Annotated in this window: 11 protein-coding genes; 7 read left to right on the top strand and 4 right to left on the bottom strand. The window is 67.6% G+C overall.

The window, feature by feature from the left end:
* Positions 1–16 precede the first annotated feature (16 nt).
* Entirely contained in the window at positions 17–1,297 is a 1,281-nt protein-coding gene (locus ACE3N9_RS01785; protein ID WP_374280255.1) for an amidohydrolase family protein, read from the bottom strand.
* A 132-nt stretch (positions 1,298–1,429) separates the two neighbouring features.
* Between ACE3N9_RS01785 and ACE3N9_RS01780 the strand changes: the two genes are divergently transcribed.
* The 4 genes from ACE3N9_RS01780 to ACE3N9_RS01765 all read left to right on the top strand — a co-directional run bounded on the left by ACE3N9_RS01780 (position 1,430) and on the right by ACE3N9_RS01765 (position 7,736).
* Entirely contained in the window at positions 1,430–1,828 is a 399-nt protein-coding gene (locus ACE3N9_RS01780; protein ID WP_374280253.1) for a hypothetical protein, read from the top strand.
* A gap of 66 nt (positions 1,829–1,894) precedes the next feature.
* Positions 1,895–4,168 carry a TonB-dependent receptor gene (locus ACE3N9_RS01775; protein ID WP_374280251.1) on the top strand — a complete coding sequence of 758 codons (2,274 nt, stop codon included), beginning with the start codon at positions 1,895–1,897 and terminating at the stop codon, positions 4,166–4,168.
* 5 nt (positions 4,169–4,173) lie between these two features.
* Positions 4,174–5,601, top strand: coding sequence for a PepSY-associated TM helix domain-containing protein (locus tag ACE3N9_RS01770; protein ID WP_374280249.1), 1,428 nt, complete (start codon positions 4,174–4,176; stop codon positions 5,599–5,601).
* 56 nt (positions 5,602–5,657) lie between these two features.
* Positions 5,658–7,736, top strand: a complete 2,079-nt coding sequence (locus ACE3N9_RS01765) for a TonB-dependent receptor (protein ID WP_374280247.1) — start codon at positions 5,658–5,660, stop codon at positions 7,734–7,736.
* Here the strand turns inward: ACE3N9_RS01765 and ACE3N9_RS01760 are convergent.
* Positions 7,733–8,371 (bottom strand): TetR/AcrR family transcriptional regulator, encoded by a 639-nt coding sequence (locus tag ACE3N9_RS01760; protein ID WP_374280245.1) that lies wholly within the window; start codon positions 8,369–8,371, stop codon positions 7,733–7,735. The genes ACE3N9_RS01765 and ACE3N9_RS01760 overlap by 4 nt on opposite strands.
* A gap of 97 nt (positions 8,372–8,468) precedes the next feature.
* Between ACE3N9_RS01760 and ACE3N9_RS01755 the strand changes: the two genes are divergently transcribed.
* The 3 genes from ACE3N9_RS01755 (at position 8,469) to ACE3N9_RS01745 (ending at position 10,872) form a co-directional block, all read left to right on the top strand.
* Positions 8,469–9,740 (top strand): cytochrome P450, encoded by a 1,272-nt coding sequence (locus tag ACE3N9_RS01755; protein ID WP_374280243.1) that lies wholly within the window; start codon positions 8,469–8,471, stop codon positions 9,738–9,740.
* Positions 9,741–9,753: 13 nt separating this feature from the next.
* On the top strand, positions 9,754–9,927 hold the full coding sequence (locus ACE3N9_RS01750) for a rubredoxin (protein WP_374280241.1): 174 nt from the start codon (positions 9,754–9,756) through the stop codon (positions 9,925–9,927).
* A gap of 96 nt (positions 9,928–10,023) precedes the next feature.
* Positions 10,024–10,872 carry an alpha/beta fold hydrolase gene (locus tag ACE3N9_RS01745; protein WP_374280239.1) on the top strand — a complete coding sequence of 283 codons (849 nt, stop codon included), beginning with the start codon at positions 10,024–10,026 and terminating at the stop codon, positions 10,870–10,872.
* A 279-nt stretch (positions 10,873–11,151) separates the two neighbouring features.
* Here the strand turns inward: ACE3N9_RS01745 and ACE3N9_RS01740 are convergent, their stop codons facing one another.
* Both ACE3N9_RS01740 and ACE3N9_RS01735 read right to left on the bottom strand, forming a co-directional pair.
* Positions 11,152–13,122: an FAD-dependent oxidoreductase gene (locus ACE3N9_RS01740; RefSeq protein WP_374280237.1), complete on the bottom strand. Its 1,971-nt coding sequence runs from the start codon at positions 13,120–13,122 to the stop codon at positions 11,152–11,154.
* 216 nt (positions 13,123–13,338) lie between these two features.
* Positions 13,339–14,013 carry a TonB family protein gene (locus ACE3N9_RS01735; RefSeq protein WP_374280235.1) on the bottom strand — a complete coding sequence of 225 codons (675 nt, stop codon included), beginning with the start codon at positions 14,011–14,013 and terminating at the stop codon, positions 13,339–13,341.
* Positions 14,014–14,068: the final 55 nt, after the last annotated feature.

Here is a 14,068-nt window from a genome sequence, read left to right as displayed (position 1 = left end):
CAAAGCGGCGGGGGCCTTATGGCCCGACCACCACCGTGCCGCGCGCCATCACGAAGTTCACCGCCTTCATCACCGTGATGTCGGCCAGCGGATCGCCGCTGACGGCGATGATGTCGGCCGCCTTGCCCGCTTCGATCGTGCCGGTTTCCTTGTCCACGCCAAGCAGCTGGGCGGCATTGACCGTCGCCGCCTTGAGCGCTTCGGCCGGCGGCATGCCGTATTTCACCAGCAGCTCGAATTCGTCGGCGTTGCGGCCGTGCTTGGATACCCCGGCATCGGTACCATAGGCAATCTTCACCCCGGCGGGGAACGCCTTTTGCAGCGCCTTGCCGGTAATGCCGATGCGCCAGTCGATCTGCGCCTTGACCGCGGGGGGATAGGCGTTGGGATTGGCCGCCAGCCGTTCGAGATAGCCGTTCACCGTGCTGAGCGTGGGGACGTAAAAGGTCTGGTGTTCCTTCATCAGCTTGACGATCTCGTCGTCGATCATGGTGCCGTGCTCGATCGAATCCGCGCCGACCCGCACTGCCAGCTTGATCCCTTCCGCGCCGTGGGCATGGACCGCGACCTTGCGGCCATAGGCATGGGCGGTTTCGATCAGCGCGCGGGCTTCGTCATCGAACATCCGTGTGGCCAGGCCCGTGCCGGAATTGACCCCGCCGGTGGTGGCGAACTTGATCACATCGGCCCCGCGCCCGATCTGGCGGCGCACCGCGCGGCGGCAGTCGTCGGCGCCGTCGCACAGGTTTTCGGTGCCGACCAGGGCGTGGACATCGTCGGCCAGGCCAACGCGGCCATCCATGTGCCCGCCGGTGGTGGAAATCGATTCGCCCGCGTCGATGATCCGCGGGCCCATCACCCAGCCGCGCCGGATCGCTTCCTTCAGCGCCAGCACCTTGCCCTGATCGTCGCCCAGGTTGCGCACCGTGGTGAACCCGGCGCGCAGGGTCTTCATCCCGTTCCAGTAGGTTTCGTGGGCGTTCAGCGGCAGGCTGTCAGTCATCGCGGCGGCGAGCCCTTCGTTCCCGGCGCGGTCGGACGAGAGGTGGGTGTGGCTGTCGATCAGCCCGGGCAGGACCGTGCGCGCCTTGAGGTCGATCGTTGCCGCGCCGGCCGGGGCGGGGACGAAGCCATCCTGCACCGACTGGACGCGGCCTTCATCGACCACGATCGTGGCCGGGCCGCGCGGTGCCTGGCCGGGCACGGCGATCAGCCGGCCGGCGTGGATATAGGTCGGGGCGGCCAGCGCGGGCACGGCGCAGGCGGCAACCAGCGCGGCAATCAGGGGGCGATGCATATCGGGCTCCGATGAAAGGATAATGTCTCGTTGCCGCCAGCTTGCCCCAAGCGGAGCGGGCTGACAATGCCATGTGTCCTTGCGAGCGGTTCGCACGTGACTTTGCCCGGGGGCGGGCCTAGGGCGCGGCCCATGCAGGCGCTGCGTACCGCCTTGATTCACAACCGCGCGCTGGCGGGTCTGCTGGTCGCCGCCGCGCTGCTGGTGCGCGCGCTGGTGCCGGGCGGCTACATGGCCGCGCCCTCTGCCGGGTCGATCACCGTCACGCTCTGCGCCGATGCCAGCGGCACCCCCAAGCAGGTGCAAGTGGCGCTGGGCGACCACGAGGTGCCGGGCAAGGATCACCAGGACAAGCACAGTCCCTGCGCCTTTGCCGGCATGGCCGCGCTGGCCGCTCTGGCCCCGCTGCCCGAAGTGCCGCTGCCCCCGCCGCCCGCCGTGGCGGCCAGCTTTGCCGTGCAGGCCGTGGCCGTGGGCCAGGGCCTGGCCGCACCGCCCCCATACCAGACCGGACCGCCAGCGATCGCCTGAACCATCCAGCGGCCCCGCGCCCAGCGCGCGTGGGCCTGCCTGTTCACGTGATTGACTGGAATACCCATGAAATTAAAGACCCTGCTGCGCGCTTCTGCGTGCATTTCCAGCCTTGCGCTGGTCCAGCCTGCCCATGCCGCCGCTGCGGACGAGGGCGAAACGGACGGACAGTCCACCATCCTGGTCATCGGGCAGAAGGATGCCCCCGTCACCGTTGTCCCGCGCGGGCTGTCGGTTTCGCTGGGCCAGGAAAACTTCGCCGCGGTCAACGCGATCAACGTCGAAGACCTGATGAAGTACGTGCCCAACTTCTTCGTGCGCAAGCGCTTTGCCGGGGATGACAACGCCGTGGTCGCGCTGCGCGGCACCAACACGGTGCAAAGCGCGCGGACCATCGTGATGGTCGATGGCTTCGTCGTCTCGAACTTCCTGGGCAACCGCTATGACTATCCGCCCAAGTGGAACGTGGTCGGCCCGGCCGAAGTGCGTCAGTTCGACGTGGTCTATGGCCCCTATTCGGCGCGCTATGGCGGCAATTCGATGGGCGGGGTGATTTCGGTCACCACGCAGGAGCCGAAGGAAACCGGCGCCTATGCGACGGTGCAGGGCATGGTCATGCCGTTCAGGGAATATGGCTTTGACCAGACTTTCAGCGGCTATAGCGTCGAAGGCGGCTTTACGCTGAAGCCGGCCAATTCGCGGCTCAGCGCGCGCGGCTCGTTCCGCCATTTCCACAACACCGGCCAGTCGATGACCTACAACCTGCTCTCGCCCACCACTGGCAGCGGCACTGCGGTGACCGGCGCCTATGTCGACCCACGGCTGGCGACCCCGGTGTTCGGCGCGGCCAGCCCGGTGGCGGTGACGCAGGACCAGCTGCGGCTGCGGCTGGGCTATGACGCGGGCGGCGGTTGGCAGATCGACGCGCTGGGCATGGTCTGGTGGACGCAGCAGGACCTGCTCGAGCCGCGCTCGTGGCTGACCAATGCGGCCAGCGGCGCGCCAGTCTACCAGGGCAAGGTCAGCTTTGGCGGCAAGGCGTGGAATGCCAGCGGGCTGACCATGTCGGCCACCCGGCGGCGCGAATACCTGGCTGGGCTCAAACTCGCCGGGCCGCTCGCGGGCTGGGACCTGTCGCTCAACCTCTCGCGGTTCTGGATGCCCAAATGGGACGCGCGCACCAGCAAGGATTACCTGACCGGCGCGGCGGGCGGGGCGGGCACCCAGTCGCTCTCGCGCAGTCCCGGTTGGTACACTGGCGATGTGGTGCTGGAACGCCAGCTTGGCGCGCACAAGCTGGCACTGGGCGCGCAGGCCAACCTCTACGAGACCAGCACCGACACGTTCACCACCGGCGCCTGGCGGGCGGCAGCCACGCCCGCGTTCAGCGCGGCGACCTATGGCAAGACCAGCCTGTGGGGCGTCTGGGCCGAAAACGCGGTGGAACTGGCCCCGGACTGGGTGCTGACCGCCGGGCTGCGCCATGACCGCTGGCGCGCCTATTCAGGCGGGATTGCCAAGCTCTATGCCGGGGCGCGCAAGGATGATCGTTATCCCGAACGCAGCGACACATCGCTCAGCCCCAAGCTGAGCGTGCAGGGGCAGCTAACGCGCGATCTGGCGGTGCAGTTGAGCCTTGGCACGGCCAAGCGCTTTCCCACCGTGGGCGAACTGTTCCAGGGCCGGTTTGACGACATAACGCAGGCCATCGACCCGCAAAGCTTCGACCCGAACCTGAAGGCGGAACGCAGCCAGGATGCCAACCTGATCCTGCGTTATGGCAGCGGGCCGGTGCGGCTGACCGCTTCGCTGTTCTACCAGAACATCAAGGACGCGATCTTCAGCTTCCAGGGGCTGAACCAGTTCGGCACGGTGGTATCGAGCTACAAGAACGTCGATCAGGTGCGGCAATACGGCGCCGAACTGATCCTTGAAGCGCAGGACCTGCTGCCCGGGCTGGACCTCGATGCCAACGTCGCCTGGATCAGCGCGAAAACCGTGCGCAACGCGGCGGCTCCGGCGGCGGAAGGGGTGCAGTTTCCGCGTATCCCGGCGTGGCGCAGCAACGGCAACCTGCGTTACCGGATCGCCGATCCGCTGAAACTCTCGCTCGGCTGGCGGGCGGCCTCGCGGCCCAATTCCGAGTTGTTCGGACTGCAACGCGGTCGCGCCTATGGCTTCCAGAGCGAATATGTCACCGTCGATACCCGCCTGTCGTGGGACGTGACCCCCGCCGCGCAGCTGAGCCTGGGGATCGACAACCTGTTCAACTACCAGGCCTACGTCGCGCACCCGCTGCCGCAGCGCACCTTCGTGGCCGATCTCAAGGTGAAGTGGTAAGCACGATGCGCAACGACAACGCACAGGCCACCGCGCTCTATCGCCTGCTGTGGCGCTGGCATTTCTACGCCGGACTGCTGGTGATCCCGCTGATGGTGCTGCTGGCCAGCACCGGGGCGGTCTACCTGTTCAAGCCGCAGCTCGACCAGTGGCAGGAACGCGAATATCGCGCTTTGCCGGTGGCGGGTGAGGTTTCGCCCGATGCCCAGTTGCAGGCGGCGCTGGCCGCCTATCCGGGGGCGACGTTCCATTCCTATCGCCTGCCCGAAGCGCCAGGCGATGCGGCCATGATCCACCTCGCCCTGCCGGGGCGCGCAATGCGCGACGTGTTCGTCTCGCCGCAGGGCAAGGTGCTGGGCAGCCGCGATCCCGAAACGCTGATCAGCGAAGTGGTGCAGAAGCTCCACGGGCAATTGCTGCTGGGCCATCCGGGCAGCTGGGTGGTGGAGATCGCCGCCAGCTGGGCAATCGTGCTGATCCTGTCCGGGCTGTACCTGTGGTGGCCGCGTGGGCGCGGGCTGGCCGGGGTGCTCTATCCCCGGCTTGGTTCGGGCGGGCGACTGTTCTGGCGCGATCTCCACGCGGTGGGCGGCTTCTGGGTTTCGGCGCTGGCGCTGGTGCTGCTGTTTACCGGCCTGCCCTGGGCCCATGCCTGGGGCAGTGCGTTCAAGGCGGTGCGGGCCGAACTGGGCTGGGTCAAGGGCGCGGAGGACTGGACCATCGGCGGCACGCCGGTGGGCGATCCCCATGCCGAACACGATCACGCCGCGATGATGGCCGGGATGGACCATGCTGCCATGGGTCATACCGGCATGGCGCACATTGGCGCGGACCACGCGGCGATGGGCCACGGCGGCATGGGCCACGGCGCGATGGCCCCGGTGCGGCTGAGCGAAATGGTCGCCAAGGCGCGCGGCGAACGCCTCGCCTTTCCGGTGCTGGTCACCCCGCCGGGCGGCCCGGCGCGGTTCGGGCGCAAGGGCAGTGCGAGTTGGACCGTGCGGTCCGACAGCGCCAACCGCCCCTTGCGCGTGACGATCACCTATGACGCCATGACCGGGCGCGAGCTGGCGCGCGAAGGGCAGGCCGACAAGCACGTGATCGACCGCGTGCTGGCCTATGGCATCGCCTGGCACGAAGGACAGCTGCTCGGCTGGATCAACCAGCTGATCGGGCTGCTGACCGCCGTGATCCTGGTGGTTCTGCCGGTCAGCGGCTTCGTCATGTGGCGGCGGCGCAAGCCGCAGGGCCAGCTGGGCGCGCCCCCGCTGCCCCCGGTCAAGGCGCGGATCGGCGTGATCGCGGCGGTGCTGGGCGTGCTGATGGTCTTGCTGCCGCTGCTCACCCTGTCGCTGCTGGCGATGATCCTGATCGACGCGCTGATCGTTTCGCGCATCGCGCGCCTGTCGCGCTGGTTGGGCACTGCCCAGTAAATTCCCTTATATCCGAGGCTTGATCCATGAAATTCACATCCATTCTGACTGCCTCCGTGGCCGCTATCGCCATTGTCCAGTCCGCTCCCGTCCGCGCCGAGGATGCGCCTGATGCGCAAACCATCGTCGTGACCGCCCCGCGCGTGACGCGTGCCACGCCGACCGACAGCGTCGCCCCGCGCGATGCCGAGCCGGTTGCCGCTCCCGATGCGGCGGCCTTCATCGCCCGCCTGCCGGGGGCGGCGCTGGTCGGCAACGGGGCGCTGTCAGGCCAGGTGCAATTGCGCGGCCTGTTTGGTGAGCGCGTGCTGCTGACGATCAACGGCCAGCACTTTGGCAGCGGCGGCCCCAACGCGATGGACCCGGCGATGCATTACGCGCCGATGGTGCTGGTTGACCGGGTGGAACTGGCGCGCGGCATTTCCCCGGTGCGCGATGGGCCGGGGCTGGGCGGGGCGGTCAACGTCGTGCTCAAGGCGCCGCGTTTTGGCAGCGGGCCTGGGCTCAGCCCGCAGGTTGATGTCACCACCCAGTACCGTTCGGCAGATGATTCCGTGGCGCTGGGCGGGCTGGTCGCGCTGGCCAATGACAAGCTGCGCGCCGGGCTGGTCGCCTCGTGGGAACAGGGCGATGACCTGCGCATTCCGGGCGGGCGGATCGGCGGCTCCAGCCACCGCCGCGCAGTGTTTGGCGCGCAGGCCGGGCTGCGCCTGGGCGGGGGCGAACTGGGGCTGGAATACCGCCGCCAGCAGACCGGGCGCTCGGGCAATCCGCCCTTTGCGATGGACATCGTCTATTTCCACACCGATTTCCTGCAGGCCCGGTTCGAAGGCGATCTGGCGGGCAACGTCCGGCTGGAAGCGCAGGCCAGTTTCACCGCGGTCGATCACCGCATGAACAATTTCTCGCTCCGCCCTGCGCCCGCCATGGCGGCGGTGCGCCAGTCGGACACCAGCGCGGACACGCTCGGCAGCGGCCTGTCGCTGCGGCTGGGCAGCGCCGAGCGGCACCTGCGGCTGGGGGCGGATTTCGAACATGTCGACAAGGCGTTCCGGCTCTACAACCCGCTGCAACCGGCCTTCTCGATCATGGCGATGGATCGCGGGCGGACCAGCCGCTACGGCGCCTATGCCGAACTGCGCGGCGCACTGGGCGCGGTGCAGGGCGAGGCCGGCTTGCGGGTGGACCGGCATTCCGCCGCGGTCGATGCCCCGCACCTGGGCAGCGGCGTTCCGGCCGGGCCGGCCAACCTCGCCCGGCTGTTCGGCCTGTCCGACCGCGACTGGCAGGGCACCACCGTGGACGGCGCGCTGCGGCTGTGGGCGCCGCAGGGGGATTTCACCCCGCGCCTGACCCTGGCCCACAAGACCCGCGTGCCCAGCCTGGTCGAACGCTTTGGCTGGCTGCCGACCGAGGCGAGCGGCGGGCTGGCCGATGGCAACATCTACCTGGGCGGGGGCGGGGCGCTGAAGCCGGAGCGCGCCTGGCTGGCCGAAGCCGGGGTCGATTGGGCCTCGGGCAGCGCCTATGCCCGCCCGGCGCTGTTCTGGCGGCGGATCCACGATTTCATCCAGGGCGTGCCCTTTGACGCGACGCCCGGCACGATCGACAGCCCGGCGGAAATGGTCGCGGCGGCCAGCGGCGATGCCACCCCCTTGCGCTTCGCCAATGTCGAGGCGGAACTGTGGGGCGCCGACATTGCCTTTGGCGCGCGGCTGGCCGGGCCGCTGCGGATCGACGGCGTCGCCAGCCTGGTGCGCGGTCGGCGGGTGGACATTGCCGACAACCTCTACCGCATTGCCCCGGCCAGTGTGCGCCTGGCGCTGGGCTGGGAGGAAGCGCGCTGGGGCCTGTCGCTGGAAGGCGAGGCGGTGGACGCGCAGGAGCGCGTGGCCGCCAGCAACAGCGAGGCGCGCACCGCCGGCCGCGTCACCGCTGCGCTGCACGGCCACTGGCTGGTCCGCGACGGGCTGCGGATCGATGCGGGGGTCGAAAACCTGTTCAACCGCAAATATGTCGAACACCTCGCCGGCTATAACCGGAACGCGGCCTCCGACGTGGCGCTGGGCGCGCGGCTGCCGGGAACAGGGCGTTCGGCCTATGTCCGGCTGCGTGTCGCGCTGGGCGGCAGCTAGGCCGCCAGTGCGCGGCGGACCATGCCCCGCAGGTCCGCCCGCAGCGCGGCGGGATCGCCCTCGGCGGTGGTGGCATAGTCCATCTGCGTCTCGATCGAGATCCCCGCCAGCAGGCAGCCGAGCATGAAGGCGGCGTGCTGGGCGGGCAGGCTGGTAGACATCCGCCCCGCCGCCTGCGCGTCGATGATCAGCGCCTCGATCCGCTCGCCAAACCGGCGCTGCACTTCGTCGAACACGCTGCGCGTTTCCAGCCGGTTGGCGATCATCGCGCTGAACAGCACGAAATAGGCCCGCACCGACGTATCGCTCAGCACCAGTTCGACGAAGCGGTCGAACAGGGCCAGCAACTGGTCGAGCGGATCGGGCACCCCGGCGATCGCCGCGTCGACCTGTTCGTGGACGTGGGCCGAAACGCGCCAGATCACCGCTTCGATCAGGCCGTCCTTCGAACCGTACTTGCGGCTGGCCAGCCCGCGCGAAAAGCCGGCGCGTTCGCCCACCCGGTCAAGCGTGCAGGCAAGGTAGCCTTCGCGCGCGATGATCTCGGCCGCCGCGCCCAGCAGCCTGTCTTCGCTTTCGGCGCGGCGTTCGGCCTGGGTGCGGCGCACCGGGGCAAGGGAGACGAGCTGGTCCATGGCTCCATGCTAACTTAGTTGTTGACCGTATACCAACTGTTTTCTAGCTTCCCCTCGACTCCGGCAAGACCGGACCCGTCAGGAGAAGGATTTGCACATGGCACTGGCCAAGGAACTCGCCCAGGCGATCATCGATCCGAAGAGCTATTCGCAGCGCGAGATCGTGGACGAAGCCTTCCGCACGATCCGCGCCAACCAGCCGCTCGACAAGGCCGAGCTGGAAGACATGGACCCGTTCTGGGTGGTCAGCCGCCACGCCGACATCAAGGAGATCGAGCGCCAGCCCGACATCTTCCACAACGGCGACAAGAGCACGTTCCTGTCCACCAAGGAGGCCAGCGCCCGCGTCGCAATGCTGACCGGGGGCGAACCCAACCTGATCCGCAGCCTGGTGTCGGTCGATGGCAAGGAACACAAGGACCTGCGCGCGATCGTATTCCCGCACGTCACGCCCAAGGCGATCCGCCCGCTGGAAGAAGCGATCCGCGGCATCGCCCGCGAATTCGTCGACCACATGCTGAGCACGGGCGGCGAATGCGATTTCGCCACCGACGTCGCCTTCCTCTATCCGCTGCGCGTCATCATGACCGTGCTGGGCGTGCCGCAGGAGGACGAACCGTTCATGCTCAAGCTGACGCAGGAACTGTTCAACAACGCCGACCCCGAACTCAACCGCCGCCGCGCCGAACTGAGCCCCGACGAAATGCTCAAGAGCCTGTGGGAAACCACGATGGAGCTGGAGAACTATTTCAAGGCGGTCACCGAAAAGTTCCGGGCCAATCCCACCGATCACATCAACAGCCTGATCGCCAATGCCAAGATCGACGGCGAATACCTCAACCACCGGCAGATGATGGGCTATTACATCATCGCTGCCACTGCCGGGCACGATACCACCAGCAACACCACGGCGGGCGCGATGTGGGCGCTGGCCGAACGGCCGGAACTGCTGCGCCAGATGCAGGAGAACCCCGAGCTGATCAACGCCTTCGTCGAGGAATCGATCCGCTGGGAAGTGCCGGTCAAGCACTTCATGCGCAGCGCCGTGGCCGATTGCGAAATCGGCGGCCAGCAGATCAAGGCAGGCGACTGGCTGATGCTGTCCTACCAGTCGGGCTGCCGTGACGAGAGCGTCTGGGCCGATCCGTTCGAATTCCGCATCGACCGCGAAAGCAACCCGCAGATCGCCTTCGGCTACGGCGTCCACGTGTGCCTGGGCCAGCACCTCGCGCGGATGGAAATGCGCATCTTGTGGGAAGAACTGTTCAAGCGCATCACGTCGGTCGAACTGAACGGCAAGTGCGAACGCACCATTTCCAACTTCGTGTGCGGACCCAAGCACGTGCCGATCCGTTTCACCGCGAACTGAGGAGCACGGGGCCATGCAACCCTATCGCAAGTACCGCTGCCTGAACTGCGGCCTGATCTTCGACGAGGAACTGGGCCTGCCCGATGAAGGCATCGCCCCCGGCACCCGGTTCGAGGATCTGCCGGATGACTGGTACTGCCCCGATTGCGGCAGCGAAAAGCAGGACTTCGAGCTGATCGACTATTGAGGGGCGCCCCCTCCGCCAGCGCGGCGGGGGCACCCTTTAACCGCCCGATTAAAATTCGCGTTGACCACCCCGGCACGGGGGGGCATCGTTCCTCCGATGCAACCGGAAACAATCCGCATCCCTGTTGGAGAGGGACTGAGCCTGGCCGCCGACATCGCGGGTCCCCGCGCTGCGCCGACCGTGATCCTGGGCCATGGCGGCGGGCAGACCCGCCATTCGTGGTCCAAGGCCGAACTGCAACTGGCCGAAGCCGGCTATTTCGCAATCAACTATGACCTGCGCGGCCACGGCGAGAGCGACTGGTCGCCCGATGGCTCCTACCCGATCGAACTACGCGCCGATGACCTGATGGCGATTGCGACAAGCCGCGCCAACCGTCCGCTGGCGCTGGTCGGGGCCTCGCTCGGCGGGATCACTTCGCTGGTCGCGGCAACGCACGGGCTGGACATTGCCGCGCTGGTGCTGGTCGATATCGTCCCGAAGATGCGGATCGAGGGGGCGGACAAGGTCCGCGCCTTCATGACCGCGAACCCCACGGGCTTCGCCAGCCTGGAAGAAGCGGCCGACGCCATCGCCGCCTACAACCCTTCGCGCCCCCGGCCCAAGGACCTGTCGGGCCTGCACAAGAACCTGCGGCTGGGCGCGGACGGGCGCTATCACTGGCACTGGGACCCGCGAATGATGCAGGACATGCGCGGCGACCCGCACCGCATTCTTGACATCATGGACCGCGCCGACTGGACCGACCGCGTGCCGACCCTGCTGGTGCGCGGCATGAAAAGCGACATTGTCGACGATGAAGGCGTCGAAGACCTTTACCGCCGCATCCCCAAGCTGGAAGTCGCCGACATTCGCGGCGCCGGCCACATGGTGGCGGGCGACAAGAACGACGAATTCAACAGCGCGGTGATCGACTTCCTGCAGCGGGTGATGCCGGCGCGATAGCGGGTCGGCGCCGATTGCCGGACGCCGCACCTGGGCCGCGAGGACAAGTGCCGACCTGGAGTTTGGCGCGGCGGACTGGCGTTTGCGCCCAACGCTCACTTCCCCGTGCCGTCACCCCGGGCTTGACCCGGGGGCCCGCTTCCTTTCCTGCCCCACGAAGAATAGCTGGACCCCGGGTCAAGCCCGGGGTGACGCGGTAGTTGAGGCGGCGGCAGGGCCCGAACAGCAGACATCGAAATTGTCCACGCTGCCTCGAAGGTGCGGTTTATGGGGCCTGACCTATATGGTCAGGGCAAGGGCGCGGGCCTGCCTGGTCGCATGCCAGATGCGGCGCGGCGCATAGGCATCGCCCAGGATATGGAGCTCGGGAATCCGTCCCTGCAATTCGTGGAACAGGCGATCCTCGGCGCGCCCGCCGCAGGCCAGGACCACACTGTCAAAATCGGTCACTTCCGCTTCGGCGCCGGAATAGACATTGCGCGTGACGAGGCGGTCCTCGGTAATTTCCACCACGCGTTCCATGACGCGCACCTCGACGCCCTTTGCCGTGAGCTTTGCCAGCGGCGCGCCGATCGAGTATTTGCCGACCAGCGGGGCGATGCCGGGCGTCTGGTAGATGATCCGCACCTGCTTGCCCTGTTCGGCCAGATAGCTCGCAACGGTCAGGGGCTGCATGTGGTCTTCCATGGCGATCAGGACCACGCGGTCCCCCGCCGCCGCGCGGCCGGCCATCACTTCCCGCCCTTGCACCACGAAGGGCTGGTCGCCCCCGATGATCTCTGGATCGCGCGGCGTTGCCCCGGTCGCCAGGGCGACGACATCCGCGCCAAAGGCCTGGATGGTGTCAGCCGTGGCGGTTGTGCCGCAAGCCAGGGTTACGCCCAGTCGCTGCAGGCGGCGTTCCTGGAAATCCAGAAAGTCGCTGTAAGCGCGATTTTCCGGCACGTTTGCCGCAGTGCGCATCTGTCCGCCGATCGCGTCCCCCTGTTCCCAGACGGTCACCTCGTGGCCGCGTTCGGCCAGCAGCGCCGCAAGTTCAAGGCCAGCCGGACCGGCGCCAACCACCAGCACCCGCCGCCTGGTGTCCGCCGGGGGCAGGGGGCCTTCGGCTTCGTGGCCGGTCTGCGGATTGACCGAACAGCCGAACGGCATGGCTTCGACGATCAGGGTATGCAGGCAATCATTGCAGCCGATGCAGGGGCGGATTTCGTCGGTCTTACCGGCGCGGGTCTTGGACACCATGTTCGGTTCGGCAAACATCGCCCGGGCCATGCCAACCACGTCGGCGTGGCCTTCGGCGATGACTTTCGCGCCGGTCAGCGCATCGTTGATGCGGCCAGTATAGATCACCGGGATCGACAGGGCCGCCTTGTAGCGCCCGGCGAGCGAGGACCACTGGGCGCGGTCGTAATGGTGGGCCTGGATATAGCTGGGCGCACCCCAGTTGTTGCCGACCACGCCGTGGAAGAAGTCGATGTGGCCGGTCGCTTCCAGCGCCTTGGCAATGGCAATCCCGCCTTCCACGTCATAGCCGTCCTTGGTGAACTCATCCATGTTCATCCGGATGCCCAGGGTGAAGTCCTGGCCGACTTCCGACCGGATCGCGGCGAAGATCTCCTTGATGAAGCGCAGCCGGCGGTCGAAGTCGCCGCCGTACTCGTCGTCGCGGCGATTGGTTTCCGGCGACATGAACAATTGCAGGACGTCTTCGTGATTGGCGTGCAACTCGACGCCGTCGATCCCGGCGGCCTTCACCCGGCCCGCGGAAAAGGCGTACTCTTCCACCAGGCCGCGGATCTCGCCAGCCGTCAGGGCATGGGGTACGAGGTTGTTGGTGAAATTGGCCAGGCGTGCCGAAGGGCTGTGCGGCAAGCCGCCCTGCAAGGTGAAGTGCGCGGTGACGCAGGCCCCGGCCTCATGCACCGCATCGGCATACATCCGGGCATGATCCATGAAGCAGGGCAGGCGAAACACCCCGTGGATCGATGACCCTGCGCCCGAACCGGCGTTCAGGAAGCCCGGGCTGGTGATGTTCTTGTTCAGCCAGCCGTTCATCCCGTCGATCCACGCCACCCCGTCGCGGGCTCGCGATCCCCAGTAGGCGGCGACTTTTTCCGCATCGCTGCGACTGCCCCACAGGTTGCCGACGATCCCGCCATGCGGCGGCATCATGACCCGGTTGCGCAGGCGCATGGTGCCAATCTGGATGGGTTGAAACAGCTGTTCCAGCGAAGCTGCGGCCTCAGGCATTTGCGGTCTCTCCTCGGCACTCTGTTTTCTTTTGAAATGCCGTTCGCGCCGCGCACTGCTTTCAGCCGTGCCTCTCGCCTGACATTTATGGACACGAGTCCAGTTTTGACGTGTGCTGTCAACCGGCAATTTGAGGAGGAGGTGTTGGGCGGTGTTGCCTGGCGGGCAGTGCCCCGCCTGGTCGGGCCAGGCGGGGCTCCCGGGTGAAGGGGGTCTTCACTCGGGGATCTGCCAGCGCACCGCGCCGGTATAGGTGCCGGCGGCGGGGGCACCGGTGGCGTCGCTCGCCGGATCGAACTTGGCGCGGCGCGGCAGCTTGTCGCAGGTGGCGGCGTCCAGCCCCGGATGGCCGCTCGACTGGGTGATGGTGCAGGCGGTCACCTTGCCCTGCGCGCTCACCTCGAGGCGAAAGCGGACCAGCCCCTCGTTCCCTTCGGTGAGGTCGCGGGTTGGGTAGTCGTTCGCCGAAACCCACTGGCCGGGATTGCCCCGGGGCCTGGCCAGACGCGGGGCGGGGCTGGGGCGGGGCTGGGGCTCGGCGATCTCGGGAAACTTCACCTCGCCGATCTCGCCGCCGCCCGGCTCGGCAATCGGCCCGGTGGGGACGATCAGCGCGCCGCCGCCCTTCAGCGCGTCGAACGGCGTCTCCGGCGCCTTGACCGGCGCCGCGTCGCGTGGCTGCTGGCGGTCCTTCGCCTGGGGCGGCGGGGGAGGGGGCGGCGGCTGCTTCTCCTTGGGAATGAAGATCGCGGTGAAGGTCTCGCGCAGCTTGCCTTCGCCCGTCATCGCAAAGCCATTGATCAGCGCCCAGGCCAGCCCCGCTTCAAGCGCCAGCACGGCGATCGCGGTTCCGGTCCTGCGGGTGGTGGTAGAGGTATCGGCATAGGCCATGGTGGCATCCTCCTGAGTGGTGCCGCCCCGTCGGCTGCTTGCGAGTCGCCCGGGG

The sequence above is a fragment of the Novosphingobium sp. genome (genome assembly GCF_041905565.1).
Lineage (GTDB): Bacteria > Pseudomonadota > Alphaproteobacteria > Sphingomonadales > Sphingomonadaceae > Novosphingobium.
The sequence above is the reverse complement of the archived record's forward strand: the minus strand, read 5'-3'. Positions and strand labels throughout refer to the sequence as shown.

Bases quoted from the DNA above. Each gene is read 5' to 3' on its own strand.
- ACE3N9_RS01785 (WP_374280255.1), bottom strand. From the start codon at position 1,297: ATGCATCGCCCCCTGATTGCCGCGCTGGTTGCCGCCTGCGCCGTGCCC.
- ACE3N9_RS01780 (WP_374280253.1), top strand. From the start codon at position 1,430: ATGCAGGCGCTGCGTACCGCCTTGATTCACAACCGCGCGCTGGCGGGT.
- ACE3N9_RS01775 (WP_374280251.1), top strand. From the start codon at position 1,895: ATGAAATTAAAGACCCTGCTGCGCGCTTCTGCGTGCATTTCCAGCCTT.
- ACE3N9_RS01770 (WP_374280249.1), top strand. From the start codon at position 4,174: ATGCGCAACGACAACGCACAGGCCACCGCGCTCTATCGCCTGCTGTGG.
- ACE3N9_RS01760 (WP_374280245.1), bottom strand. From the start codon at position 8,371: ATGGACCAGCTCGTCTCCCTTGCCCCGGTGCGCCGCACCCAGGCCGAA.
- ACE3N9_RS01755 (WP_374280243.1), top strand. From the start codon at position 8,469: ATGGCACTGGCCAAGGAACTCGCCCAGGCGATCATCGATCCGAAGAGC.
- ACE3N9_RS01750 (WP_374280241.1), top strand. From the start codon at position 9,754: ATGCAACCCTATCGCAAGTACCGCTGCCTGAACTGCGGCCTGATCTTC.
- ACE3N9_RS01745 (WP_374280239.1), top strand. From the start codon at position 10,024: ATGCAACCGGAAACAATCCGCATCCCTGTTGGAGAGGGACTGAGCCTG.
- ACE3N9_RS01740 (WP_374280237.1), bottom strand. From the start codon at position 13,122: ATGCCTGAGGCCGCAGCTTCGCTGGAACAGCTGTTTCAACCCATCCAG.
- ACE3N9_RS01735 (WP_374280235.1), bottom strand. From the start codon at position 14,013: ATGGCCTATGCCGATACCTCTACCACCACCCGCAGGACCGGAACCGCG.